We start from the raw sequence: 23,349 nt of genomic DNA, 5'->3' as shown, positions 1-23,349 counted from the left end.
TAACCCGAGGCGGCCAGAGAGGTCTTGATTAGAAGCGGAAGTGCGAGAACGCCTTGTTGGCGTCTGCCATGCGGTGGACTTCATCGCGCTTCTTCATCGCGCCACCACGGCCTTCGGAGGCCTCCAGCAGTTCGTTGGCCAGACGTTGGGCCATCGACTTCTCACCGCGCTTGCGCGCGGATTCCTTCAACCAGCGCATGGCGAGGGCCAGACGGCGGACGGGGCGAACTTCCACGGGAACTTGGTAGTTCGCACCGCCAACGCGGCGGGACTTCACTTCGACCATGGGCTTCACGTTGTTGATCGCGATCATGAAGATCTCGAGCGGGTCCTTGCCGGACTTGTTCTCGACCTGTTCCAGGGCACCGTAAATGATGCGCTCTGCGACCGCCTTCTTGCCCGATTCCATGATGACATTCATGAACTTGGACAGATCAACGCTACCGAACTTCGGGTCCGGGAGGATCTCGCGCTTGGGTACTTCGCGACGACGTGGCATGGATTCTTCCTTCAATGCTTCAGTTGGTCAGGGCTCTCGCCCCGCCGGGGATCTCCACCGACATCTGGGGGGATCCACTTACTCGGCTGCCGGTGCACAGGCACTCGGGCCGCAAAAATTCGATGACCTCTCGGCCACCAAGACCTTGGCTGTTGAGCCTTACTTCTTCGGACGCTTCGCGCCGTACTTGGAGCGCGACTGCTTGCGATCCTTGACGCCTTGCAGGTCGAGCGAACCGCGCACGATGTGGTAACGCACACCCGGCAAGTCCTTGACCCGGCCGCCGCGCACGAGCACGACGCTGTGCTCCTGCAGGTTGTGGCCTTCACCGCCGATGTACGAGATGACCTCGAAACCGTTGGTCAGGCGCACCTTGGCAACCTTACGAAGCGCCGAGTTCGGCTTCTTCGGGGTGGTGGTGTACACGCGGGTGCAGACGCCACGACGTTGCGGGCACGACTGCATGGCCGGCGACTTGGATTTCGTCACCTCGGTCTCACGACCGTGGCGAACGAGCTGATTGATGGTTGGCATAAGTAACTTGTTCCCGTTTGAAGTCACAACCCCAGCCGGCCCTGGCCTTGAGGGAGCCCCGCGATCGAGGGCCTTCCACAAGCGACAAAAGCGCAGCGCCTTGCGGCACCACGCTCGAATCAACCCCGGTCCGGTTCGAAACCTGGACTCGGGACGCATCAAGACATGCTGGAGAGCCGGCGATTGTAGGCGAGTTCAACCGAAACACACAAGGCGCTATGCTCCCGGACCCTATGAACGACGCCGCCTCCCCCGCTTTTCCGCTGCATCCAGACAACGCCGACGCTCCTGCGCCACGGGTCATCCTGGACACACAGATCGTGATGGACTGGCTGGTCTTCGACGAAGCCACCCTGGCGCCGCTGATTGCAGCGGTAGTAAGCCGGCGCTTACATTGGACCGCCACGCTGGCCATGAAGGCGGAGCTTCTCCATGTGATTGGCCGCGGCGTGGCCGCGCGCTATGCACCCGATCTCGCTCGCATCGATGAGGCCTTCGAACAGCATTGCTGCTTCGTTGACGAGCCGGAACTCGGCATCGCGCGCCCGCGCTGCAGTGACACCGACGACCAGAAGTTCATCGATCTCGGCCTGGCTTTGGCGGCCTCGCGGGCGACGACCCTCATCTCCCGCGATCGGGCCGTTCTCAAGGTGGCCAAACGCGCGGCAAAGCTCGGGCTCCCCATCTTGTCTCCCACCGCCTGGCTGAAGCTGAACGGCTCGACGTCCGCCGGCTGATTCCGTCACGCCAATGAAAAAGGCTGCCGCCCTTTCGGGACGGCAGCCTTTGAATCAAGCCGCGAGCGGCTCGATGTCTTGCGCTTACTCGCTGGCGCCGGCGTCGCTGGCCGCGTCAAGCGCGGACAGCTGGACGGCCGCCATTTCCTCGGCTTCCTGGATGGCGATGGAGCGGCGCTCGGCGTCGTCCATTTCTTCCTTGGCGCGACGCGCCTGGTGGAAGGCCATGCCGGTACCGGCCGGGATCAGGCGACCCACGATGACGTTCTCCTTCAGACCACGGAGTTCGTCGCGCTTGCCCATGATCGCGGCTTCGGTCAGCACGCGAGTCGTTTCCTGGAACGACGCCGCAGAGATGAACGAGTCCGTCGACAGCGAAGCCTTCGTGATACCCAGCAGCACGTCGGCATGCGTGACCGTCAGCTTGCCCTCGCCGCGCAGGCGGTCGTTGGTGTCCAACAGCTCCGAACGCTCGACCTGCTCGCCGGCGATGTAGGCCGAGTCGCCCGGGTTGACGATCTGCACACGACGCAGCATCTGGCGAACGATCACCTCGATGTGCTTGTCGTTGATCTTCACGCCCTGCAGACGGTACACGTCCTGCACTTCGTCGACGATGTAGCGCGCCAGTTCCTCGATACCCAGCAGACGCAGGATGTCCTGCGGATCGGCCGGGCCGTCGACCACCAGTTCGCCGCGGTTCACCACCTGGCCTTCGTGCACCAGGATGTTCTTTTCCTTGGGCACCAGCAACTCGTGCTTGCGACCTTCCGGATCGGTGATCTCGAGGCGGACCTTGCCCTTGGTCTCCTTGCCGAACGAGACCGTGCCGGTCTGTTCCGCCAGGAAGCCGGCGTCCTTCGGCGAGCGGGCTTCGAAGAGCTCGGCAACACGCGGCAGACCGCCGGTAATGTCGCGGGTCTTCTGACCTTCCACCGGGATACGCGCCAGCACTTCACCAGGAGCCAGCTCCTGACCGTCGCGGATCTGGACCAGCGAGCCGACCTGGAAGCCGATCGTCACCGAGTGATCGGTGCCGGGGATCTTCACTTCCTGGCCGTTGGCGTCCAGCAGCTTGACCTGCGGGCGGATGACCTTGGCGGCGCCGCGGCGCTTCGGGTCGATCACGACCAGCGTGGACAGGCCCGTCACCTCGTCGACCTGCTTGGCCACGGTGACGCCTTCCTCGACGTTCTCGAACTTCGCCTGACCGGCGAATTCCGTGATGATCGGGCGGGTCAGCGGGTCCCAGGTCGCCAGGATCGTGCCAGCCTTGATGGTCTGGTCCGCCTTGATGTTCAGCAGGGCGCCGTACGGCACCTTGTGACGCTCGCGCTCACGGCCGTGCGGATCCGAGATGACGATTTCGCCGGAACGCGAAATCACCACCAGTTCGCCCTTGCCGTTCGTGACGTAGCGCATCGTGGCGTTGAAACCGATGATGCCGTCCGACTTCGCTTCGACGCTCGAGGCCACCGCCGCACGCGACGCCGCACCACCGATGTGGAAGGTCCGCATCGTCAGCTGCGTGCCGGGTTCGCCGATCGACTGGGCGGCGATCACGCCCACCGCTTCGCCGGTGTTCACCATGCCGCCGCGACCCAGGTCACGGCCATAGCACTTCGCGCACAGGCCGAAACGGGTGCCGCAGGTCAGCGGGGTGCGGACCTTGACCTCGTCCACGCCGGCAGCTTCCAGCATGTCCAGGATGTCTTCGTCCAGCATGTTGCCGGCGGTCAGCAGGACGCCTTGCGTTTCCGGATGGACGACGTCGATGGCGGCCACGCGACCCAGGATGCGGTCACGCAGGGACTCGATCACCTCACCGCCTTCCACCAGGGCGCGCATGTTGATGCCGTTGTCCGTGCCGCAATCGGTCTCGGTCACGACCAGATCCTGCGTCACGTCGACCAGACGACGGGTCAGGTACCCCGAGTTCGCGGTCTTCAGCGCCGTGTCCGCCAGGCCCTTACGAGCACCGTGGGTGGAGATGAAGTACTGCAGAACGTTCAGGCCTTCGCGGAAGTTCGCCGTGATCGGCGTCTCGATGATGGAGCCGTCCGGCTTCGCCATCAGGCCGCGCATGCCGGCCAGCTGACGGATCTGCGCCGCGGAACCCCGCGCGCCCGAGTCGGCCATCATGTAGATCGAGTTGAAGGACTCCTGCTCGACTTCCTTGCCGTGGCGGTCCAGGATCTTTTCCTTGGACAGCTGCGACATCATGACCTTGCCGACCTCGTCACCGGTCTTGCCCCAGATGTCGACGACCTTGTTGTAGCGCTCGCCGGCAGTCACGAGACCCGAGACGTACTGCTGCTCGATCTCCTTGACTTCCTTCTCGGCGCGGTCGATCAGCTCGGCCTTCTGCTTGGGCACGAGCATGTCGTCGATGGCGATCGAGATGCCCGCGCGCGTGGCCAGCTTGAAACCGGACTGCAGCAGCTTGTCTGCCAGCACCACGGTTTCCTTCAGGCCGCACTTGCGGAAGGACGTGTTGATCAGCTTGGAGATTTCCTTCTTCTTCAACGCCTTGTTGATGTTGGAGAAGGGCAGGCCCTTGGGCAGGATCTCGGACAGCAGCGCACGGCCGACGGTCGTGTCGGTCAGCTTGGTCTGGGCAACCCATTCCTCGCCTTCCTTGACGTACTCGACCAGGCGCACGCTGATCTTGGCGGTGATCTCCACCGCGCCGTTCTCCAGCGCGCGGATCATCTCGGGGATGTCCGAGAAGACCATGCCCTCGCCCTTGCCGTTGGTGCGCTCGCGGGTCGCGTAGTACAGACCCAGCACCACGTCCTGCGACGGCACGATCGACGGCTCGCCCGACGCCGGGAACAGCACGTTGTTCGAGGCCAGCATCAGCACGCGGGCTTCCATCTGCGCTTCGATCGACAGCGGCACGTGGACGGCCATCTGGTCACCGTCGAAGTCGGCGTTGAACGCCGCGCAGACCAGCGGGTGCAGCTGGATCGCCTTGCCTTCGATTAGCACCGGCTCGAACGCCTGGATGCCCAGGCGGTGCAGCGTCGGCGCGCGGTTCAGCAGGACCGGATGCTCCTTGATGACCTCTTCCAGGATGTCCCAGACGACGGGGGTGCCGCTCTCGACTTCCTTCTTCGCGGCCTTGATCGTGGTCGCGATGCCCATCGCTTCCAGGCGCGAGAAGATGAAGGGCTTGAACAGCTCCAGCGCCATCAGCTTCGGCAGGCCGCACTGGTGCAGCTTGAGCGTCGGGCCCACGGTGATGACCGAACGACCCGAGTAGTCGACGCGCTTGCCCAGCAAGTTCTGACGGAAACGACCGCTCTTGCCCTTGATCATGTCGGCCAGCGACTTGAGGGCACGCTTGTTCGCGCCGGTCATCGCCTTGCCGCGGCGACCGTTGTCCAGCAGCGAGTCGACGGCTTCCTGCAGCATGCGCTTTTCGTTGCGCACGATGATCTCAGGGGCCTTCAGCTCGAGCAGACGGGCCAGGCGGTTGTTGCGGTTGATGACGCGGCGGTACAGGTCGTTCAGGTCCGACGTCGCGAAGCGGCCGCCGTCCAGCGGCACCAGCGGACGCAGGTCCGGCGGCAGCACCGGCAGCACTTCCAGCACCATCCAGTTCGGCTTGATGCCCGAGCGCTTGAAGGCCTCCATCACCTTGAGGCGCTTGGAGTTCTTCTTGATCTTCAGCTCGGAGCCGGTCATGTCGTTGCGCAGGCGGTCGATCTCGACGTCGAGATCCATTTCCGCCAGCAGCTTCTGGATGCCTTCGGCGCCCATCAGCGCGATGAACTCGTCACCGAACTCGATGCGCTTCGCGTCGTAGTCGTCCTCGGACATGATGCTGAACTTCTTCAGCGGGGTCATGCCCGGATCCACCACGACGTACGCTTCGAAGTACAGCACGCGTTCGATGTCGCGCAGCGTCATGTCGAGCACCAGGCCCAGACGCGACGGCAGCGACTTCAGGAACCAGATGTGCGCGCAAGGAGCGGCCAGCTCGATGTGGCCCATGCGCTCACGGCGCACCTTGGTCTGGGTGACTTCGACGCCGCACTTCTCGCAGATCACGCCACGGTGCTTCAGGCGCTTGTACTTGCCGCACAGGCACTCGTAGTCCTTGATCGGGCCGAAGATCTTGGCGCAGAACAGGCCATCACGTTCCGGCTTGAACGTCCGGTAGTTGATGGTCTCGGGCTTCTTCACTTCACCGAACGACCACGAGCGGATCTTCTCGGGCGAGGCCAGCCCGATCTTGATCGCGTCGAAATGTTCGTCCGGCGTGAATTGCTTGAACAGGTCCAACAAACCCTTCATACGATTCTCCTGTTCTCTTTAGTTGCGCTCGAGCTCGATGTCGATGCCCAGCGAACGGATTTCCTTCACCAGCACATTGAACGACTCGGGCATGCCGGCTTCGATCGAGTGCTCGCCCTTGACGATGGACTCGTACACCTTCGTACGGCCGTTCACGTCGTCGGACTTCACCGTCAGCATTTCCTGCAGGATGTACGAAGCGCCATAGGCTTCCAGCGCCCACACTTCCATCTCGCCGAAACGCTGTCCGCCGAACTGCGCCTTGCCGCCCAGCGGTTGCTGCGTGACCAGCGAGTACGGGCCGGTGGAGCGGGCATGCATCTTGTCGTCGACCAGGTGATGCAGCTTCAGCACGTGCATGTAGCCGATCGTCGTAGGACGCTCGAACTGCTCGCCGGTGCGGCCGTCATACAGGAAGGCCTGCGTGCGGGTGGGCGTGAGGCCCTTCTTCGCGGCGATGTCGTCCGGATAGGCCAGCTTCAGCATCGCGCGGATCTCGCTTTCCTTCGCGCCGTCGAAGACGAGGGTCGCGAAGGTCGCGCCGTGCTGCAGGTTCTGGGCCATGCCGAGGATCTCGTCATCGCTCAGTTGCGCCAGCTCCTCGGACTTGCCGCCGTTCTGGTTGAACAGCTGGTCCATGAAGTCGCGCAGCTCGGCCACGCGGGCCTCGCGTTGCAGCATGTCGCCGATGCGTTGACCGATGCCCTTGCCGGCCCAGCCCAGATGGACTTCCAGCACCTGGCCCACGTTCATCCGCGACGGGACGCCCAGCGGGTTCAGCACGATGTCGGCAGGCGTGCCGTCGGCCATGTAGGGCATGTCTTCGATCGGGGTGATCTTGGACACAACGCCCTTGTTGCCGTGACGGCCGGCCATCTTGTCGCCAGGCTGCAGGCGGCGCTTGACGGCCAGGTACACCTTGACCATCTTCAGCACGCCGGCCGGCAGCTCGTCGCCTTGCGTCAGCTTCTTGCGCTTCTCGTCATAGGCGAGGTCGAAGCTGTGACGGGTCTGCTCCAGCGAGTTCTTGATCGACTCCAGCTGGTTGGCGATGTCGTCCTCGGCGGGACGGACGTCGAACCAGTGGAACTTCTCGACCTCGGCCAGGTAGTCCTTCGAGATGACGGTGCCCTTGGTGATCTTCTTCGGACCGCCGTTGGCGATCTTGTTCACCAGGAGCTTCTCGACGCGGTCGAACGCGTCGGCTTCCACGATGCGCAGCTGGTCGTTCAGGTCCAGGCGGAAGCGCTTCAGCTCGTCGTCGATGATCTGCTGGGCGCGCTTGTCGCGCTGGATGCCTTCGCGGGTGAACACCTGCACGTCGATGACCGTGCCGTTGGTGCCCTGGTCCACGCGCAGCGACGTGTCCTTCACGTCCGAGGCCTTCTCGCCGAAGATCGCGCGCAGCAGCTTCTCTTCCGGCGTCAGCGTGGTCTCGCCCTTCGGCGTGACCTTGCCGACCAGCACGTCGCCCGGGTTCACCTCGGCACCGATGTACACGATGCCGGATTCGTCCAGACGAGCCAGCTGCTGTTCGCTCAGGTTCGGGATGTCGCGGGTGATTTCCTCGCTGCCCAGCTTCGTGTCACGGGCCATGACCACCAGTTCCTCGATGTGGATCGAGGTGTAGCGGTCTTCGGCCACCACGCGTTCGGAGATCAGGATCGAGTCTTCGAAGTTGTAGCCGTTCCACGGCATGAACGCGACCAGCATGTTCTGGCCCAGGGCCAGTTCACCCAGGTCAGTCGATGCGCCGTCGGCAATGATGTCTTCCGCGCCGACCTTGTCGCCACGCTTGACGATCGGACGCTGGTGGATGTTGGTGTTCTGGTTGCTACGCTGATACTTGATCAGGTTGTAGATGTCGACACCGACTTCACCGGCCACGGTCTCGTCGTCGTTCACGCGGATCACGATGCGGTTCGTGTCGACGTAATCGACCACGCCGCCGCGGCGCGCCGCGACCACCGTGCCCGAGTCCTTCGCAGCCACGCGCTCGACGCCCGTGCCCACGAACGCCTTTTCAGGACGCAGGGTCGGAACGGCCTGACGCTGCATGTTGGCGCCCATCAGCGCGCGGTTCGCGTCGTCGTGCTCCAGGAACGGCACCAGCGAGGCCGCGACCGACACGATCTGCGTCGGCGCCACGTCCATGTACTGGATGCGTTCCGGCGAGGTCAGCACCGATTCGCCGTTCTCACGCGCGGAGACCAGTTCGTCGACCAGTTGACCGCCTTCGTTCAGCGACGCGTTCGCCTGGGCGATCACGTACTTGCCTTCTTCGATGGCCGACAGGTAGTCGATCTGGTTGGTGACCTTCGAGTCCACCACGCGGCGGTACGGGGTTTCCAGGAAGCCGTACTCGTTCAGGCGCGCATACAGCGCCAGCGAGTTGATCAGACCGATGTTCGGGCCTTCCGGCGTTTCGATCGGGCAGACGCGGCCATAGTGGGTCGGGTGCACGTCGCGGACTTCGAAGCCGGCGCGCTCGCGGGTCAGACCGCCCGGGCCCAGGGCCGAGACACGACGCTTGTGCGTGATCTCGGACAGCGGGTTGGTCTGGTCCATGAACTGCGACAGCTGCGACGCACCGAAGAACTCCTTCAGCGCCGCGGAGATCGGCTTGGAGTTGATCAGGTCGTGCGGCATCAGGGCTTCGGTCTCGGCCTGGCCCAGACGTTCCTTGACGGCCTTCTCGATACGGGCCAGACCCGAGCGGTACTGGTTCTCGGCCAGTTCGCCGACGCAACGGACGCGACGGTTGCCCAGATGGTCGATGTCATCGACTTCGCCGCGGCCATTGCGCAGCTCGACCAGGATCTTGACGACGTCGAGGATGTCCTCGTTCGACAGCGTCATCGCACCGGTCGGGATGTCGCGGCCCACGCGGGCGTTGAACTTCATCCGGCCGACGCGCGACAGGTCGTAGGTGTCTTCGCTGTAGAACAGGCGGTTGAACAGCGCCTCGACCGCATCTTCGGTCGGCGGCTCGCCGGGGCGCATCATGCGATAGATCGCGACGCGGGCGGCCAGCTGATCGGCGGTCTCGTCCGAGGCCAGCGTCTGGCTGATGTACGCGCCTTCGTCCAGCTCGTTCGTGAACAGCGCCTGGATGTCCTTGATGCCGGCGCCGCGCAGCTTCTTCAGCAGCGAGTCGGTCAGTTCATCGTTGGCCTTGGCGATGATCTCGCCCGTGTCCGGGTCGACCATGTTCTTGGCCAGCACGCGGCCGAGCAGGAAGTCTTCCGGCACGGTCACATGCTGCGTGCCGGACTGCTCCAGCTGACGCACGTGACGGGCGGTGATGCGCTTGTCCTTCTCGACCAGCACGTTGCCGCTCTTGTCTGTGATGTCGAAACGCGCGACTTCACCCTTCAGGCGTTCGGCCACGAACTCCATCTGGGCGCCCGAGTCCATCAGGCGGAAATTGTCGAAGACGAAGAAGTGCGCCAGGATCTGCTCGGGATTCAGGCCGATGGCCTTGAGCAGGATCGTGACCGGCATCTTGCGGCGGCGGTCGACGCGGAAGTACAGGATGTCCTTCGGGTCGAACTCGAAGTCCAGCCACGAGCCGCGATACGGAATGATGCGGGCCGAGAACAGCAGCTTGCCGGACGAATGCGTCTTGCCCTTGTCGTGCTCGAAGAACACGCCGGGCGAACGGTGCAGCTGCGAGACGATGACGCGCTCGGTGCCGTTGATGATGAACGAGCCGTAGTCGGTCATGAGCGGCACTTCGCCCATGTAGACCTCTTGCTCCTTGATCTCCTTGACCGTCTTCGGCTGCGGGCTTTCCCGGTCGTAGATGATCATCTGCAGCTTCGCGCGGACAGCCGCGGCGAAGGTCAGACCGCGCTGCTGGCATTCGCGAACGTCGAACGGCGGCTTGGCGATGTTGAATTCGAGGAACTTCATTTCCACGAACCCGTTGTGCGACGTGATCGGGAAGGTGGAGAGGAACGCCGCTTGCAGGCCTTCCGGTTTGCGCTTCAGGGGAGCGACATCCTTCTGCAGGAAGTCGACATACGACTCCTTCTGCATCGTCAGCAGATACGGAACGTTGAGCACGCTCACGCGCTTGCCGAAGCTCTTGCGGATACGCTTGCGCTCGGTGTAGCTGTAGGGGGTTGCTTGCGCCATAAAGACTCCGTGTCGAGCGCGCCCCTGGCCTGGAGGCGTGCTGCGTCGGCGACTGGCTGTTCGGGCGTTGCACCACGAAGCTTGGTGGTTGGCCACTACCAACCGCTGGCGGACAACCCCGATCACCGAACGGCACGGAGGGCGTTGCACCCCACGCGTGACGCACGGCTTGACCGCGGTCCGACCAAACCGTTCTCTGCAGTCGGATCAGAGAACACTCGAAAGAACCGTGCATGATACAGCACGATGCTTTCGATTGCACTTTGTCAACCGAAACCGTCCCAGGACAAACCCTGAAACGAGGAAAGGGGAGGCCCCATGGGACCACCCCTCTCGCGGTGCGGAACCCGGTGAACAGGTCACCGGATCCCCACAAGGTCTTACTTGAGTTCGACCTTGGCGCCGGCTTCTTCCAGCTTCTTCTTGGCGGCTTCGGCGTCGGCCTTGGCGATGCCTTCCTTGACGGGCTTCGGAGCGCCGTCGACCAGGTCCTTGGCTTCCTTCAGGCCCAGGCCGGTGATTTCGCGAACGGCCTTGATGACCGAGACCTTCTGAGCGCCGGCGTCGGTCAGGACGACGGTGAACTCGGTCTTTTCTTCAGCGGCGGCAGCGCCACCGGCGGCAGCGCCACCAGCAGCCGGAGCGGCCATCGAAGCGGCGGACACGCCGAACTTCTCTTCAATCGCCTTGACCAGGTCGTTCAGTTCCAGAACGGTCATGCTGTCCAGGGCAGCCAGGAAAGCGTCTTTGTCGAATGCCATGATAGGTTCCTAAATACAGAGAGATTTGAATGCGCGAATGCAGCGTCGATCAGGCCGCGGCGGGAGCTTCTTCGGCAACGGCTTCGGCGCCGCCACCCTTCTGCTGAGCCAGGGCAGCCAGCACGGCCGCGGTGCGTTGCACCGGCGACTTGAGCAGGCCGGCGATCTGCGACAGCAGGACTTCCTTGCTCGGGACAGCCGCCAGCGCCTTCACGCCATTGACGTCCAGAGCCTTGCCGCCGTAGGCACCACCCTTGATGACGAGCTTGTCGTTGGTCTTGGCAAAGTCAGCGATGACTTTGGCAGCCGCGACAGCGTCTTCGGAAAAGCCGTAGATCAGCGGGCCGACCATGGCGTCCGTTGCAGCCTCGAACGAGGTGCCGGCGACAGCACGACGTGCCAGGGTGTTCTTCAGGACATGAAGGTACACGCCTTGGGCACGCGCGGTGACGCGCAGCTTGTTCAGGGCTTCAACGGTGAGGCCACGATACTCAGCTAACGCCAGCGTCTGGGACTTGGCGGCTTGCGCTGCCACGTCGGACACGACGGCTGCTTTCTCGTTGCGATTGAGACTCAAGGTCTACTCCTCACATTTCGCCCTCGACGCGATGTTTGACCACCGCCTCTCGGGCACCGGAATCAGCGACCTCCTGTCAGGAACCCATCGCGACGCATCGCGATTCGAATCCTTTCAGCGGGACCGCCATCTGCGCTGGCTGGAGGCCGGAGCCTCCGATTAAGCGATCTCCCCAGAACTGCGGGATCTCTCGCCAGCGGTCTTGGATGACCTGGCTGGAAAAGCTCCAGCCAGCCCACCAATTCATCAGCATCACGCCAGACTCGCGCGACGCCTCAATTGAATGCTGCTTAGGCGGCGGCCGCGGCGTTGACCGTGCCGACGTCCACGCGGGCACCAACGCCCATCGTCGACGAGACAGCGATCTTGCGCAGGTAGATGCCCTTGCTCGAGGCCGGCTTGGCCTTGTTCAGGGCTTCGATCAGCGCGCGCAGGTTGCCTTCCAGCTTGTCGGTGTCGAACGAGCGACGGCCGATCGTGCCGTGGATGATGCCGGCCTTGTCGACGCGGAACTGGACTTGACCAGCCTTGGCGTTCTTGACGGCGGTGGCGACGTCCGGGGTCACGGTGCCGACCTTCGGGTTCGGCATCAGGCCGCGCGGGCCCAGGATCTGACCCAGGGTACCGACGACACGCATGGTGTCCGGCGAAGCGATCACGACGTCGAAGGGCATGTCGCCCGCCTTGACGCGCTCGGCCAGGTCTTCCATGCCGACGACGTCGGCGCCGGCGGCCTTGGCTTCTTCAGCCTTGGCGCCTTGGGCGAACACGGCGACGCGCGTGGTCTTGCCGATGCCGTTGGGCATCACGACGGCGCCACGGACCACCTGGTCCGACTTCTTGGCGTCGACGCCCAGCTGGATCGACACGTCGATGGCTTCATCGAACTTGGCGGTGGCGCATTCCTTGACCAGGTTGAGCGCGTCGGACAACGCGTACAGCTTGGTCGATTCCACCTTGCCCTGCAGGGCTTGTTGACGCTTGGTCAGCTTGGCCATGTCAGACACCTTCCACGATGATGCCCATCGAGCGGGCGGAGCCGGCGATGGTACGGACAGCGGCATCCATGTCGGCGGCCGTCAGGTCCTTCTGCTTGGTCTTGGCGATCTCTTCCAGCTGGGCGCGGGTCAGCTTGCCGACCTTGTCCAGATGGGGGCGCTGCGAGCCCTTGTCGATCTTGGCTGCCTTCTTGATCAGCACGGTCGCCGGGGGCGACTTGATGATGAAGGTGAAGCTCTTGTCCGCGAAGGCGGTGATCACGACGGGCAGCTTGAGGCCTGGCTCATAGCTCTGCGTCTGGGCGTTGAACGCCTTGCAGAATTCCATGATGTTCAGACCACGCTGACCCAGCGCGGGACCGACCGGAGGCGACGGGTTCGCCTTGCCAGCCGGGATTTGCAGCTTGATGTAGCCGACAATCTTCTTGGCCATGTTTTCTCCTGATGGCAAAGCGACGGCCTCGCCGCATCGCCTGAGTGCTAACGCAAGGGGCTGGTCAGAGACTTACCCTTGCTCCTCTTGTCCGCCTCTCGTTGCGGACTGGTCACGGAAGGTGGTGCCGGCTTGCGCCGTCGGGCACCTTCAAGCCCATATTCCTGAAACGACCGATGGCGGCCGAGGCCGCCATGACGCTTCTTGCGCGATCAGACCTTCTCGACCTGGGCGAAGTCCAGTTCGACGGGGGTCGCACGGCCAAAGATCGTGACCGAGACGCGCAGCTTCGACTTGTCGTAGTTGACTTCCTCGATGCTGCCGTTGAAGTCGGTGAACGGGCCCTCCTTGACGCGGACGACCTCGCCGACGATCCACTCGACCTTGGGACGCGGCTTGTCCACGCCCTCTTGCATCTGGTTGACGATCTTCATGACCTCGGCTTCCGAGATCGGCGCCGGGCGGTTCTTCGCGCCACCGACGAAGCCGGTGACCTTGGACGTGTGCTTGACCAGATGCCAGCTGTCGTCGTCCATGAACATCTCGACCAGCACGTAGCCCGGGAAGAAGCGGCGCTCGGTCACGGCCTTCTTGCCGTTCTTCAGCTCGACGACTTCTTCGGTCGGCACCAGGATGCGGCCGAACTTGTCCTGCATGCCGGCGCGATCGATGCGTTCACGCAGGTTGCGCTCCACCGCCTTCTCCATGCCGGAGTAGGCGTGGACGACGTACCAGCGCTTGGCCGGGCCAGCGGGCGCGGTCGACTCGGTCGCAACGACGTTTTGATCTTCGCTCATCTTGGTCCCTATCCGTTCTCGCTCAGCGCTTCCAACCCAGGATCAGGTCGTAGAACACCCACTCCAGCGTCTTGTCGGTGAGCCACAGGAACAGCGCCATCACCACGACGAACACGAACACGTACAACGTCATCTGGCCGGCTTCCTTGCGGGTCGGCCAGACCACCTTGCCCACTTCCTTGATCGAATCCTGACCGTAGGCGATCAGCGACTTGCCGGACTCCGACGTGAAGAACGCGGCCACGGCAGCAGCCAGCAGCGCCAGCAGGGCGCCCCACTGCACCCACGGGCCTTGCTTGCTCAGCACATAGAACGCCACGATCGCCGCGACCAGCAGCACCACGGCACCGGCCAGCTTGACCTTGTCGGCGCCCGTCGTGACGGTTTCGACTTGAGGATTGGACATTGAACTCACTTCCGTGCCACGACGCTGTGTCGCGGCCTTCATCCACCCAAACATTTGGGCGGATCCACCAGCACCAAAGCCCGCCGAGATGACTCCCGCGGGCTTGGCTTGACCACTAGGACCAACGTTCGCTTATCGCTGATCGTTGGCAGGGGCAGAGGGTCTCGAACCCCCAACCTTCGGTTTTGGAGACCGACGCTCTGCCAATTGAGCTATGCCCCTGTGGTCTCTGACTGAATTACTCGATGATCGTCGCCACGACGCCCGAGCCGACGGTACGACCGCCTTCACGGATGGCGAAGCGCAGACCCTGCTCCATGGCGATCGGAGCGATCAGCTTCACGGTGATGCTGACGTTGTCGCCAGGCATGACCATTTCCTTGTCCTTCGGCAGCTCCACGGCACCGGTCACGTCCGTCGTGCGGAAGTAGAACTGGGGACGGTAGTTGTTGAAGAACGGGGTGTGACGGCCGCCCTCTTCCTTGCTCAGAACATAGATCTCAGCGGTGAAGTGGGTGTGCGGCTTGATCGAGCCGGGCTTGGCCAGCACTTGGCCGCGCTCGACGTCTTCACGCTTGGTGCCGCGCAGCAGGATACCGACGTTGTCGCCGGCTTGACCCTGGTCCAGCAGCTTGCGGAACATTTCCACGCCGGTCACGGTCGTCTTCTGGACTTCGCGGATACCGACGATCTCGATTTCCTCGCCGACCTTGATGATGCCGCGCTCGACGCGACCCGTCACCACGGTGCCGCGGCCCGAGATCGAGAACACGTCTTCCACCGGCAGCAGGAACGCGCCGTCAACGGCACGGTCCGGCTGGGGGATGTAGGTGTCCAGCGCGTCAGCCAGGCGCATGATGGCCTGCTCGCCCAGGTCGCCCGTGTCGCCTTCCAGCGCCAGCTTGGCCGAACCCTTGATGATCGGGGTGTCGTCGCCGGGGAAGTCGTACTTGCTCAGCAGCTCGCGGACTTCCATTTCCACCAGCTCCAGCAACTCGGCGTCGTCCACCATGTCGCACTTGTTCAGGAAGACGATGATGAACTTCACACCGACCTGACGCGCCAGCAGAATGTGCTCGCGGGTCTGGGGCATCGGGCCGTCAGCGGCCGAGCACACCAGGATCGCGCCGTCCATCTGGGCCGCGCCCGTGATCATGTTCTTCACATAGTCAGCGTGGCCCGGGCAGTCAACGTGCGCGTAGTGGCGGTTGGCCGTCTCGTACTCGACGTGCGCGGTGTTGATCGTGATGCCACGCGCCTTTTCTTCCGGCGCCGCGTCGATCTGGTCGTACGCCTTGGCTTCGCCGCCGAACTTCTTCGACAGCACGGTCGCGATCGCGGCCGTCAGCGTGGTCTTGCCATGGTCAACGTGGCCAATCGTGCCCACGTTCACGTGCGGCTTGGTACGTTCAAACTTGCCTTTTGCCATCATGCGCTCCTGGCGATCAGATCAATCAAGAAACGGGATAGAAGAGTTGTGGTGCCCATGGCGCGGATCGAACGCGCGACCTCTCCCTTACCAAGGGAGTGCTCTACCACTGAGCCACATGGGCATCGACACAGGATTGATGACCTTATCAGCAAACCTGTGTCGATATCTCGACACGATACCTATAACTTCCGATGGAGCGGGAAACGGGAATCGAACCCGTGTCATTAGCTTGGAAGGCTAAGGTTCTACCATTGAACTACTCCCGCCCGGGAGTTTTCCAATCCCAACCGCTCGAACCGCGAAGCGGGTGACGATCACCCGCTTCGTTGCTCTTGCATTGGTCTGCCTTGGTGGAGGAGGCTGGATTCGAACCAGCGTACGCGTTAGCGGGCAGATTTACAGTCTGCTGCCTTTAACCACTCGGCCACCCCTCCAAGGCAAGCCCACGACTATAGCACCGTTATTTTTTGGCGCAAACAAAAATTGCGTCGAAAGCTGCTCGCGTGCGATTGGCGCTCTCCGGCTTGGCGTGGACACATTCGCTCGAACGCCACCAGCCCGCTCTCCTGAATGTGGCCCAGCGCACGCACCATCACGCTGCGGAACGGACCACTATTAATACCAATCTGCGACCAAGTGGTCTCATGAGCGCCCCTTGCGGCGCGGACGTGCCGCGCAGGTGACTGCGTACCCAGACACCGCTGTCCATGCGGGTCGCGGCGATGCCACAGCAGGGAAAACACCGGCCTGAAACTGGTAGCAAAGTGGCTTTACCGCTCGTTATAGTGGCATGGCATTGGTTGCATTGAGGTGTATCGGGGGCGCCAGCTGCATGCCACTCCGCCGAAGGGTGTCGTGATTTCAGGTGCCAAGTCTTCATCACGGCCACAACTCCCTGGCCACTCGAGGAGCAGTTCATCATGAAGGTCAACAAGACCCCAATCGCGGCGGCGGTGACGCTGGCGCTGCTGAGCGCGGCATTCGCCGTGCAGGCGCAGGAACAGAAAAAGACGACAACACGCAGCTGGACCAGGTGGTGGTTACCGGCATCCGCGCGTCGCTGGAATCGGCGGCCAACATCAAGAAGAACGCCAGCGCCGTCGTGGACGCCGTGACCGCCGAAGACGTGGGCAAGCTCCCCGATTCCGACGTCGGCCAGGCCCTGGGCCGCATCCCCGGCATTTCGGTGGGCCGCGCGTTCGGCCAAGGCGCCTCGGTGTCGATCCGCGGCACGGACCCGCAGATGACGTACACCACGCTGAACGGTCAGACCGTCGCGTCCACAGGCTGGTATGACCAGATGGACATCGACCGTTCGTTCAACTATTCGCTGCTGCCCTCCGAAATGATCGGCGGCATGGAGGTCTACAAGTCCTCGCAGGCCAACCTGACCGAAGGCGGCATCGGCGGCACGGTGATCGTCAAGACCCGCAAGCCCCTGGACCTGAAGGCGAACACGGTCTTCGGCAGCGTGCGCTACGGCGACGGCACCATCAGCGACTCGGAGAAGGAAGTCTCCGGCCTGTACAGCTGGCGCAACGAGGGCCGCACCTTTGGCGCGCTGATCGCCGCCGGCCTGTCCAAGGGCGACTACATCCGCCGCGGTGTCGAGGCCGACAGCCGCTGGAACGGCGACGTGGCCCCCACCGCCTTCGTGGCGGAGCGCAAGCGCACCTCGCTCAACGTCGCCCTGCAGGCGCGCCCGGTCGAGGGCTTCGAAGTCGGCCTGAACCTGCTGAAGCTGAAGCTGGATTCCGACAGCTCCAACGCCAGCGATTACCTGATGCATGACCAGAATTGCGACAAGCGCAATACCGAGGTCAAGTCCGATCCCTTCAACCCGGACGGCATCTGCCTGCATAGCACGACCACGGCGGCCAACCCGCTGTCGAACAAGTTCTTCCAGGTCTGGGCGCGCGGCGCCAGCATGGACTCGGAAAGCGCCGTGGCCGACGCCCACTACACCCTCGGCAGCGCCAAGTTCGACCTCGTCGTCGGCACGACCAAGGCGGACGGCGGCACCTCGGCCACCACCAACTACCAGACAGGTGCCTTCGGTGGCGCCACCGGCCCCTTCACGCGGCCGAACTGGCAGGGCACGATCGACGCCACCGGCAAGCAGATCAGCATCAACCCGAGCAACAACCAGTCCTGGGGCATCGGCGCCCTGCCGGCGCAGATGTCGCCGGAAACCTGGGCCACCTCCGCCGGCCCCAACAAGGACAAGGAAAAGTTCGGCCAGCTCGACGCCACCTTCGACCTGGACTGGGGCGTCATCAACGCCTTCAAGACGGGCGTGCGCTTTGCCGACCACACCTTCGAGAAGCGCAGCTTCCGTCCGATCTGGAACGCGACGATCACGCCGGTCAACACCGCCAGCCTGTTCGACGGCTCGGTGAACGTCGGCGGCTGGACGGTGCCGCGCGCCAACATCGGTGCGATGCTGGACAACACCAACCGGAACATCGCCGGCTGGGTCGAGGACCGCTCCGGCTATGGCGAGCTGAACGAGAAGAACCGTTCGGTCTACGGCATGTTCGAGTTCGACACCCAAGGCCTGCGCGGCAATTTCGGCGTGCGCTACATCTCCACCAAGGCCACCAGCACCGGCTACAAGTTCGACGGCGTGACCCCGGCCGACCAGTACGCCGGCAACCAGAACTGGGCGACGACCACCACGTCGACCAAGTCGTCCTACAACGACGTGCTGCCGAGCATCAACCTGGCCTTCGACCTGAAGAGCAACCTGGTGCTGCGGGCCACCGCCTCGCAGGCCATCACCCGCCCGAACTTCGCCAACATGTTCGGCGTGACGGTGTCCGGCTACAACGACGACCGCAACGGCAACGAGACCTGGACCATCGGCAACATCGGCCTCAAGCCGATGAAGTCGAGCCAGGCCGACATCGGCCTGGAGTACTACTACGGCCGCGGCAACATGATGTCGGCGACCTACTTCGTCAAGGACATCTCCAACTTCGTCGTCGCCAACGCCACGCCGAACCAGAAGGTCGGGCTGGTCGACCCCAAGACCGGCGTCGACAACTGGACGGTGCAGAGCTTCCAGAACGCCGGCGGCGGCAAGATCCGCGGGGTGGAGCTGCAGGCCAACCACGCCTTCGGCAACGGCTTCGGCGCGCAGGGCAACTACACCTACACCGAAGGCAATGCGCCGGCCAGCAGCTACCTGGACCAGCTGAGCGTGTTCACCCAGTCCTCCAAGCACAACGTGAACCTGGTCGGCTACTTCGAGAACGAGCAGTACTTCGCCCGTCTGGCCTACAACTGGCGCTCGAAGTACATGATCCGCGAAGGCGCGTTCTGGTACGGCAACCGCATGCACGATGACTACGGCACGCTGGACGCCAGCGTGGGCTGGAACATCACCAAGAACCTGCGGCTGTCGTTCGAGGCGATCAACCTGACCAAGGAAGACGACGTCCAGTACGGTGCCGCCGCGGCCTCCAACACCGCCGTCAAGGACCCGCTGCGCGCCGGCTACCCGGCCTGGAGCTTCAAGGGCGAGACCACCTACAAGCTGGGCCTGAGCGCCAAGTTCTGACCGACGCAACGGCGTCACCCCGAAAGCCCGGCAGCCGCCGGGCTTTTTCATTGCGCCGCGGGGACCGGGCCGCCGCGCCAACGGGAGGCGCCTTGTCCGCCGGCCGGTGGCGCTCGTGCGCTAGAAGTCGTAGAAGGTGGTGATGGTCAGCCGGCCCCGGCGCGGGTCGCTGCTGAGCCCCAGCGCCGGGTTGACGATGGCCGAATGCAGCAGGCTGCCCCGGTAGGCCACCAGGCGGTTGAATCGCGCCGGCAGCATGCCCAGCAGCTCGAAGCAGTCGTCCGAGTCGGTGAAATAGCGCGGCGGTGCCGGGCAGCGCGCCATCTCCGCATAGATCAGGTCGCCGTAACGTTCGCGCTGATCAGCGGTGATCTGCTGCAGGCCGCTGGCCTTGTGGCGGTAGAAGGCGGTGCCCCCATGGCGCTCGTCGCAGAGGTAGAGCATCACGGCCATGAAGTGCGGCGTGCTGGCATCGAAATGCGGCACCCGCTGCAGGGGTCCCAGGTCCTCGGGGGCCACCGTCGTCAGCGAGAAGGCGCACGGCGACTTGCGCAGCGGCAATGCCTCGGGAACGCCGAAGTTCAGCCGGATCAGCGGGTCCAGCAGCTCGGTCAGGCGCTCGGTATAGGCCGCAGGCACCGGCGCTCGCAGCCCTGGATAGCCCTTGCGCTCGTCAGCGCCCGGGCAGCGCTCGAAGCGGGCTTGACTGGCCGCCTCGACCAGCTCCTGCGGATGCGCCATGAAATCGTCGATGACGACGACCGGGTGCTCGCCGACCCGCACCGAGCGGATGTCGGGCGGCATGCGAATGGCGAAGGTCTCCGGGCTCATGGAGCGGTATTGTGAGGGTGCAGCCCGCTCAGATCTTCCAATACCAGCGGCGCCGGTCGAGCTCACGCACGATCGCCCACCACACGGCGACGAACACCAGCGCAAACGCCAGCGAGCGCCCATACGGTCCGACGATCGGCTCCAGCCAGCCGAACCCGTGCGCATAGAGCGGTGCCATCCAACCGAAGCCCGCGAGGAGCACCGTACACATCCACGCGCCGGCGTACGCGGCAATCGCATTGACGCCGAAGCTGCGGAACAGTGGCGGCCAGCCGAGGCGATCGATCAGTCCGTGCGCGCCGAGCAGCGCCAATGCGGCGAGTCCCCCGGTGAAGAGCACGAACGACGGCGTCCACAGGTTCTTGTTGATCGGCATCAGGCCGATCGCATCGAGCGCGAAGCCCGCCGCCGCGGCCGTGAGTCCGATGGTCGCGAGCTGCTTCAGCGCGCCGGTGCGCAGCGCTTCGCCGCAGCGCCAGCCGAGCAACGTCGTTGCGAGCGCGCCCAGCGTGGCAACGATGCCTTCGGGATCATGGCCGAGACCGGTGACCGGATCCCACTCATACCCATGCGGCCCCAACAACCACGCATCGACGCGGCTGGCGATGTTGCCGACCTTGTCGAGCGGTCCACCCCAGAGCAGCAACGCGCCGTAGCCGAGGAGCAATGCGGCGATCCACAGACGTTGCCCGGTCGCCCGCCACTGGATGGCGATCAATCCGGTGAAGGCGAAACACAGGCCGATGCGCTGCAGCACGCCGGGAATGCGCAAGGCCGGCTTGCCCATCAGCCACCAGGCCAGCGCGTGCAGCACCAGCCCGAGCACCAGGATGCGCAACCCGCGCTTGATCACCGTGCCGCGCAGCGCGTCACCGCCGCCCGCCTCGATCCGCGCGCCCATCGCGAGGGACAGTGACACGCCCACGATGAACAGGAAGAACGGGAACACGAGGTCCGTCGGCGTCCAGCCGTTCCAGGCCGCGTGCTCCAGCGGCGCGTAGACGTAGCCCCAATCGCCGGGGTTGTTGACCAGCAGCATCGCGGCCACGGCCAGGCCGCGCAGCGCGTCGACCGACGCGATGCGTTTCGAGGGAGCGTTCATGGGAAACAGGTCGGAAGGATCAGAAGTCGCAGCGGCTCTCGAGCGCCGGCTCGCCGGCCGGCACCTGGTCGAGACGCGCAACGCCGCCGGCACGCCAGCGCTTCACCTGCGCCTCCACCGCGGCTGGACTCAATACCGTGTCCTTCGCATGGAAGACCCAGTCGACGTCCTCTTCGTACACGCGCGGCGGGCCACCCGCAGGCCCCTGCGGCAGCGGGCCTTCCGGCGAGAACCACAGGTTGAAGTTGATCGACATCGGCACCACCGGATAGTTCCGCCCGCCGTGATCGTCGACCTTGCGGCCATCGATGAACCAATGCGTGCGGCCGTCGGCGACCTGCATCACCAGCGTGTGCCAGTCCTTGCCCGGCGCGCCCAAAGGGCCGAATTCCTCATGCTGCTGGTTGAAGGCGAGCCAGGGGTCCAGCCGCACCGTCTGCCAGGTGATGCCGTAGATCCGCGTCTTCTCGCTGCCCCAGCCGCCGTTGGGCAGGTATTCCCAATCCAGCTCGCTGAACTCGGGATCGAAGTCGTGCTTCAGCGGGCTCACCACGTAGAAGGTCTGGATCACCGGATCGCCGTCGGCGCCGCTCACCGGCTGATCGCTGAAGCGCACGCGCGCGGCGTAGGTGCCGGCCAGGTATTTGCGCTGGTGGCACACCTGCACCTGCGTCGTGCCCGCGCCGGTGCCGTCGGTCGTGCCGCGCAGACGCAGCTTGCCGTCGACGAGGCTCAGCGCCTCCGGCGCCCAGCGCGCGCCAGGCAATCCCGGATGCCCGGCCGCGCTGCGCGCCGTCCACCCTTGCTGGAACATCGCCGCCGTGTCGGCGTAGCTGAAGTCGTCGAAGAAGAACTGGGGCGCCTTGCCGGCATGCGCGGACAAGGACGCGACGGCCAAGGTCACTGCGAACCAGGCTTTCATACGACACGCTCCACCGGTTCCGCCGCACCTGCCGACGAGGACGAAGATGCGCCGTGCTTCTTTCCGGGCATGCGAATGAACATCAGCAGGATCAGCGCCGGCGCGCCGCAGCCAATCGTCCACAGAAAGAAGTGCTCGTAGCCCATGGCGATCTGGATGTCGCCGCTGATCGTCTTGGACAGGATGAAGCCCAGCTGCATGACCCCGGATCCAATCGCATAGTGGGCAGTTTGGAACCTACCCGGCGCCACGACCTGCATGATGTAAAGGATCATCCCGACGAAGCCGAACCCGTAGCCCAACATCTCGACGGCGACCGCGACACCGACATGCCAGAGGTCGGACGGCATCGTGACCGCAAGGTAGTAGAAGGTCGCGTTCGGTACCGCCATCGCGACGATCAGCACGGGCATCGCGCGGCGCAGGCTCAGCCAGCTGGTGAAGTAGCCACCGGCGATGCTGCCGACAAGAAAGGCCGCCGTTCCCACCGTGCCGTAGATGCCGCCCACCTGCTCTGTCGTCAACCCCAGGCCGCCTTTTTCACGCGGTTCGATCAGGAACAACGGGCCTATCGTCTGCACCTGCCCCTCGGCGAATCGGAACATCACGATGAACAAGATCATCAGCGCGATGCCCGGCTTGTTGAGAAGATCGGCGACGACCTCGCGCAACGTTTCGCCGATGCCGGCGACAGTAAGGTCCCGATGTTCGGTGTTCAACGTGCCTGGCAACGCGTAAGCGTTGTAGGTGGCCAGCAGGAACAACAGCACCGCCAGCAGCCCGAAGATCACCGACCAGGCATTCATCACGCCGATGCCGCGTTCCAGATGGCCCGCCAGCACCAGCAGGCCGCCCAGCGTCAGGAACTTCGACGCATTGAAGAAAGCGCCCTGCCAGCCCGCAAAGGCCGCCTGCTGCTTGTCGTCGAGTGCGGACATGTAGAGCCCATCACAGGCGATGTCATGCGTGGCCGACGCATAGGCGAGCAGGAACAGCACCGCGACGCTGGCCGCAAACCACATCGGAAGCTGCAGCGCCACGACCATGAGCGCGAGGCCCGCAGCACCGGTGTACTGACCTGCCACGACGATCAGCTTCTTGCTGCGCGCCAGCTCCAGGAATGGGCTCCACAACCATTTCATCGCCCAAGCGAGGCCGAGCAGGCCGGTCCATCGCGCGATCTGGTCGTTGGCGACGCCCATGTTCTTGAACATCAGGCCGGCGATCAGCATGACGACGAAGAACTGCATGCCCTGCACGAAGTACAGGCTGGACACCCAGCGGATGGGGCTGCGGTCGCCGCGCGTTCCGGCGGC

At 64.0% G+C, this 23,349-nt stretch carries 17 protein-coding genes and 4 tRNA genes; 2 read left to right on the top strand and 19 right to left on the bottom strand.

Annotation, left to right across the window (positions count from 1 at the left end; all coding sequences use genetic code 11):
- Positions 1 to 28 precede the first annotated feature (28 nt).
- Both rpsG and rpsL read right to left on the bottom strand, forming a co-directional pair.
- Entirely contained in the window at positions 29 to 499 is a 471-nt protein-coding gene (gene rpsG / locus ACQ859_RS04945) for a 30S ribosomal protein S7 (protein WP_088409123.1), read from the bottom strand.
- Positions 500 to 658: 159 nt separating this feature from the next.
- Positions 659 to 1,033 (bottom strand): 30S ribosomal protein S12, encoded by a 375-nt coding sequence (rpsL, locus tag ACQ859_RS04940; RefSeq protein WP_067278874.1) that lies wholly within the window; start codon positions 1,031 to 1,033, stop codon positions 659 to 661.
- Positions 1,034 to 1,266: 233 nt separating this feature from the next.
- Between rpsL and ACQ859_RS04935 the strand changes: the two genes are divergently transcribed.
- Positions 1,267 to 1,770, top strand: a complete 504-nt coding sequence (locus tag ACQ859_RS04935; RefSeq protein WP_431264842.1) for a PIN domain-containing protein — start codon at positions 1,267 to 1,269, stop codon at positions 1,768 to 1,770.
- Positions 1,771 to 1,854: 84 nt separating this feature from the next.
- On the opposite strand, the gene rpoC is transcribed toward ACQ859_RS04935, so the two are convergent.
- The 13 genes from rpoC to ACQ859_RS04870 all read right to left on the bottom strand — a co-directional run bounded on the left by rpoC (position 1,855) and on the right by ACQ859_RS04870 (position 16,050).
- Complete coding sequence (gene rpoC, locus ACQ859_RS04930) at positions 1,855 to 6,072, bottom strand: DNA-directed RNA polymerase subunit beta' (protein WP_431259528.1); 4,218 nt, start codon at positions 6,070 to 6,072, stop codon at positions 1,855 to 1,857.
- An 18-nt stretch (positions 6,073 to 6,090) separates the two neighbouring features.
- Positions 6,091 to 10,212 (bottom strand): DNA-directed RNA polymerase subunit beta, encoded by a 4,122-nt coding sequence (gene rpoB, locus ACQ859_RS04925; RefSeq protein ID WP_431264841.1) that lies wholly within the window; start codon positions 10,210 to 10,212, stop codon positions 6,091 to 6,093.
- A 380-nt stretch (positions 10,213 to 10,592) separates the two neighbouring features.
- Positions 10,593 to 10,973, bottom strand: coding sequence for a 50S ribosomal protein L7/L12 (gene rplL / locus ACQ859_RS04920; RefSeq protein ID WP_067278882.1), 381 nt, complete (start codon positions 10,971 to 10,973; stop codon positions 10,593 to 10,595).
- A gap of 49 nt (positions 10,974 to 11,022) precedes the next feature.
- On the bottom strand, positions 11,023 to 11,550 hold the full coding sequence (rplJ, locus tag ACQ859_RS04915) for a 50S ribosomal protein L10 (protein ID WP_088409119.1): 528 nt from the start codon (positions 11,548 to 11,550) through the stop codon (positions 11,023 to 11,025).
- A 290-nt stretch (positions 11,551 to 11,840) separates the two neighbouring features.
- Complete coding sequence (gene rplA / locus ACQ859_RS04910) at positions 11,841 to 12,548, bottom strand: 50S ribosomal protein L1 (protein ID WP_431259530.1); 708 nt, start codon at positions 12,546 to 12,548, stop codon at positions 11,841 to 11,843.
- A 1-nt stretch (position 12,549) separates the two neighbouring features.
- Positions 12,550 to 12,981, bottom strand: a complete 432-nt coding sequence (gene rplK, locus ACQ859_RS04905; protein WP_088409117.1) for a 50S ribosomal protein L11 — start codon at positions 12,979 to 12,981, stop codon at positions 12,550 to 12,552.
- Between the two features lie 212 nt (positions 12,982 to 13,193).
- Entirely contained in the window at positions 13,194 to 13,778 is a 585-nt protein-coding gene (nusG, locus tag ACQ859_RS04900; protein ID WP_088409116.1) for a transcription termination/antitermination protein NusG, read from the bottom strand.
- A gap of 22 nt (positions 13,779 to 13,800) precedes the next feature.
- Positions 13,801 to 14,184: a preprotein translocase subunit SecE gene (secE, locus tag ACQ859_RS04895; RefSeq protein WP_088409115.1), complete on the bottom strand. Its 384-nt coding sequence runs from the start codon at positions 14,182 to 14,184 to the stop codon at positions 13,801 to 13,803.
- Between the two features lie 146 nt (positions 14,185 to 14,330).
- Positions 14,331 to 14,406: transfer RNA gene (locus ACQ859_RS04890), tRNA-Trp, on the bottom strand.
- A gap of 16 nt (positions 14,407 to 14,422) precedes the next feature.
- A complete protein-coding gene (tuf, locus tag ACQ859_RS04885; RefSeq protein WP_377158110.1) occupies positions 14,423 to 15,613 on the bottom strand; it encodes an elongation factor Tu in 1,191 nt (396 codons plus the stop codon).
- 49 nt (positions 15,614 to 15,662) lie between these two features.
- Positions 15,663 to 15,737 (bottom strand) — tRNA-Thr (locus ACQ859_RS04880).
- Between the two features lie 71 nt (positions 15,738 to 15,808).
- Positions 15,809 to 15,882, bottom strand: a tRNA-Gly gene (locus ACQ859_RS04875).
- A gap of 82 nt (positions 15,883 to 15,964) precedes the next feature.
- Positions 15,965 to 16,050 (bottom strand) — tRNA-Tyr (locus ACQ859_RS04870).
- A gap of 602 nt (positions 16,051 to 16,652) precedes the next feature.
- On the opposite strand from ACQ859_RS04870, the gene ACQ859_RS04865 reads away from it, so the two are divergent.
- Complete coding sequence (locus tag ACQ859_RS04865) at positions 16,653 to 19,178, top strand: TonB-dependent receptor (RefSeq protein ID WP_431264840.1); 2,526 nt, start codon at positions 16,653 to 16,655, stop codon at positions 19,176 to 19,178.
- A gap of 120 nt (positions 19,179 to 19,298) precedes the next feature.
- On the opposite strand, the gene ACQ859_RS04860 is transcribed toward ACQ859_RS04865, so the two are convergent.
- Genes ACQ859_RS04860 through ACQ859_RS04845 form a run of 4 tightly spaced genes read right to left on the bottom strand, consistent with a single transcriptional unit; the run spans position 19,299 to position 23,310 of the window.
- The gene (locus ACQ859_RS04860) at positions 19,299 to 20,009 is read right to left on the bottom strand and encodes a DUF6445 family protein (RefSeq protein ID WP_431264839.1); all 711 of its coding nucleotides are present in this window, start codon (positions 20,007 to 20,009) and stop codon (positions 19,299 to 19,301) included.
- Between the two features lie 28 nt (positions 20,010 to 20,037).
- Positions 20,038 to 21,111, bottom strand: a complete 1,074-nt coding sequence (locus ACQ859_RS04855; protein WP_431264838.1) for an acyltransferase family protein — start codon at positions 21,109 to 21,111, stop codon at positions 20,038 to 20,040.
- Positions 21,112 to 21,130: 19 nt separating this feature from the next.
- The gene (locus tag ACQ859_RS04850; RefSeq protein ID WP_431264837.1) at positions 21,131 to 22,033 is read right to left on the bottom strand and encodes a glycoside hydrolase family 16 protein; all 903 of its coding nucleotides are present in this window, start codon (positions 22,031 to 22,033) and stop codon (positions 21,131 to 21,133) included.
- Positions 22,030 to 23,310 (bottom strand): MFS transporter, encoded by a 1,281-nt coding sequence (locus ACQ859_RS04845; protein ID WP_431264836.1) that lies wholly within the window; start codon positions 23,308 to 23,310, stop codon positions 22,030 to 22,032. The genes ACQ859_RS04850 and ACQ859_RS04845 overlap by 4 nt, the downstream gene beginning before the upstream one ends.
- Positions 23,311 to 23,349: the final 39 nt, after the last annotated feature.

It is taken from the genome of Roseateles chitinivorans, from assembly GCF_050632235.1.
Classification (GTDB): domain Bacteria; phylum Pseudomonadota; class Gammaproteobacteria; order Burkholderiales; family Burkholderiaceae_C; genus Roseateles; species Roseateles chitinivorans_A.
This window is presented reverse-complemented; position numbering and strand designations above follow the sequence as displayed.

Coding starts and splice junctions, on each gene's coding strand:
- rpsG (WP_088409123.1), bottom strand. CDS start 499: ATGCCACGTCGTCGCGAAGTACCCAAGCGCGAGATCCTCCCGGACCCG.
- rpsL (WP_067278874.1), bottom strand. CDS start 1,033: ATGCCAACCATCAATCAGCTCGTTCGCCACGGTCGTGAGACCGAGGTG.
- ACQ859_RS04935 (WP_431264842.1), top strand. CDS start 1,267: ATGAACGACGCCGCCTCCCCCGCTTTTCCGCTGCATCCAGACAACGCC.
- rpoC (WP_431259528.1), bottom strand. CDS start 6,072: ATGAAGGGTTTGTTGGACCTGTTCAAGCAATTCACGCCGGACGAACAT.
- rpoB (WP_431264841.1), bottom strand. CDS start 10,212: ATGGCGCAAGCAACCCCCTACAGCTACACCGAGCGCAAGCGTATCCGC.
- rplL (WP_067278882.1), bottom strand. CDS start 10,973: ATGGCATTCGACAAAGACGCTTTCCTGGCTGCCCTGGACAGCATGACC.
- rplA (WP_431259530.1), bottom strand. CDS start 12,548: ATGGCCAAGCTGACCAAGCGTCAACAAGCCCTGCAGGGCAAGGTGGAA.
- rplK (WP_088409117.1), bottom strand. CDS start 12,981: ATGGCCAAGAAGATTGTCGGCTACATCAAGCTGCAAATCCCGGCTGGC.
- nusG (WP_088409116.1), bottom strand. CDS start 13,778: ATGAGCGAAGATCAAAACGTCGTTGCGACCGAGTCGACCGCGCCCGCT.
- secE (WP_088409115.1), bottom strand. CDS start 14,184: ATGTCCAATCCTCAAGTCGAAACCGTCACGACGGGCGCCGACAAGGTC.
- tuf (WP_377158110.1), bottom strand. CDS start 15,613: ATGGCAAAAGGCAAGTTTGAACGTACCAAGCCGCACGTGAACGTGGGC.
- ACQ859_RS04860 (WP_431264839.1), bottom strand. CDS start 20,009: ATGAGCCCGGAGACCTTCGCCATTCGCATGCCGCCCGACATCCGCTCG.
- ACQ859_RS04855 (WP_431264838.1), bottom strand. CDS start 21,111: ATGAACGCTCCCTCGAAACGCATCGCGTCGGTCGACGCGCTGCGCGGC.
- ACQ859_RS04850 (WP_431264837.1), bottom strand. CDS start 22,033: ATGAAAGCCTGGTTCGCAGTGACCTTGGCCGTCGCGTCCTTGTCCGCG.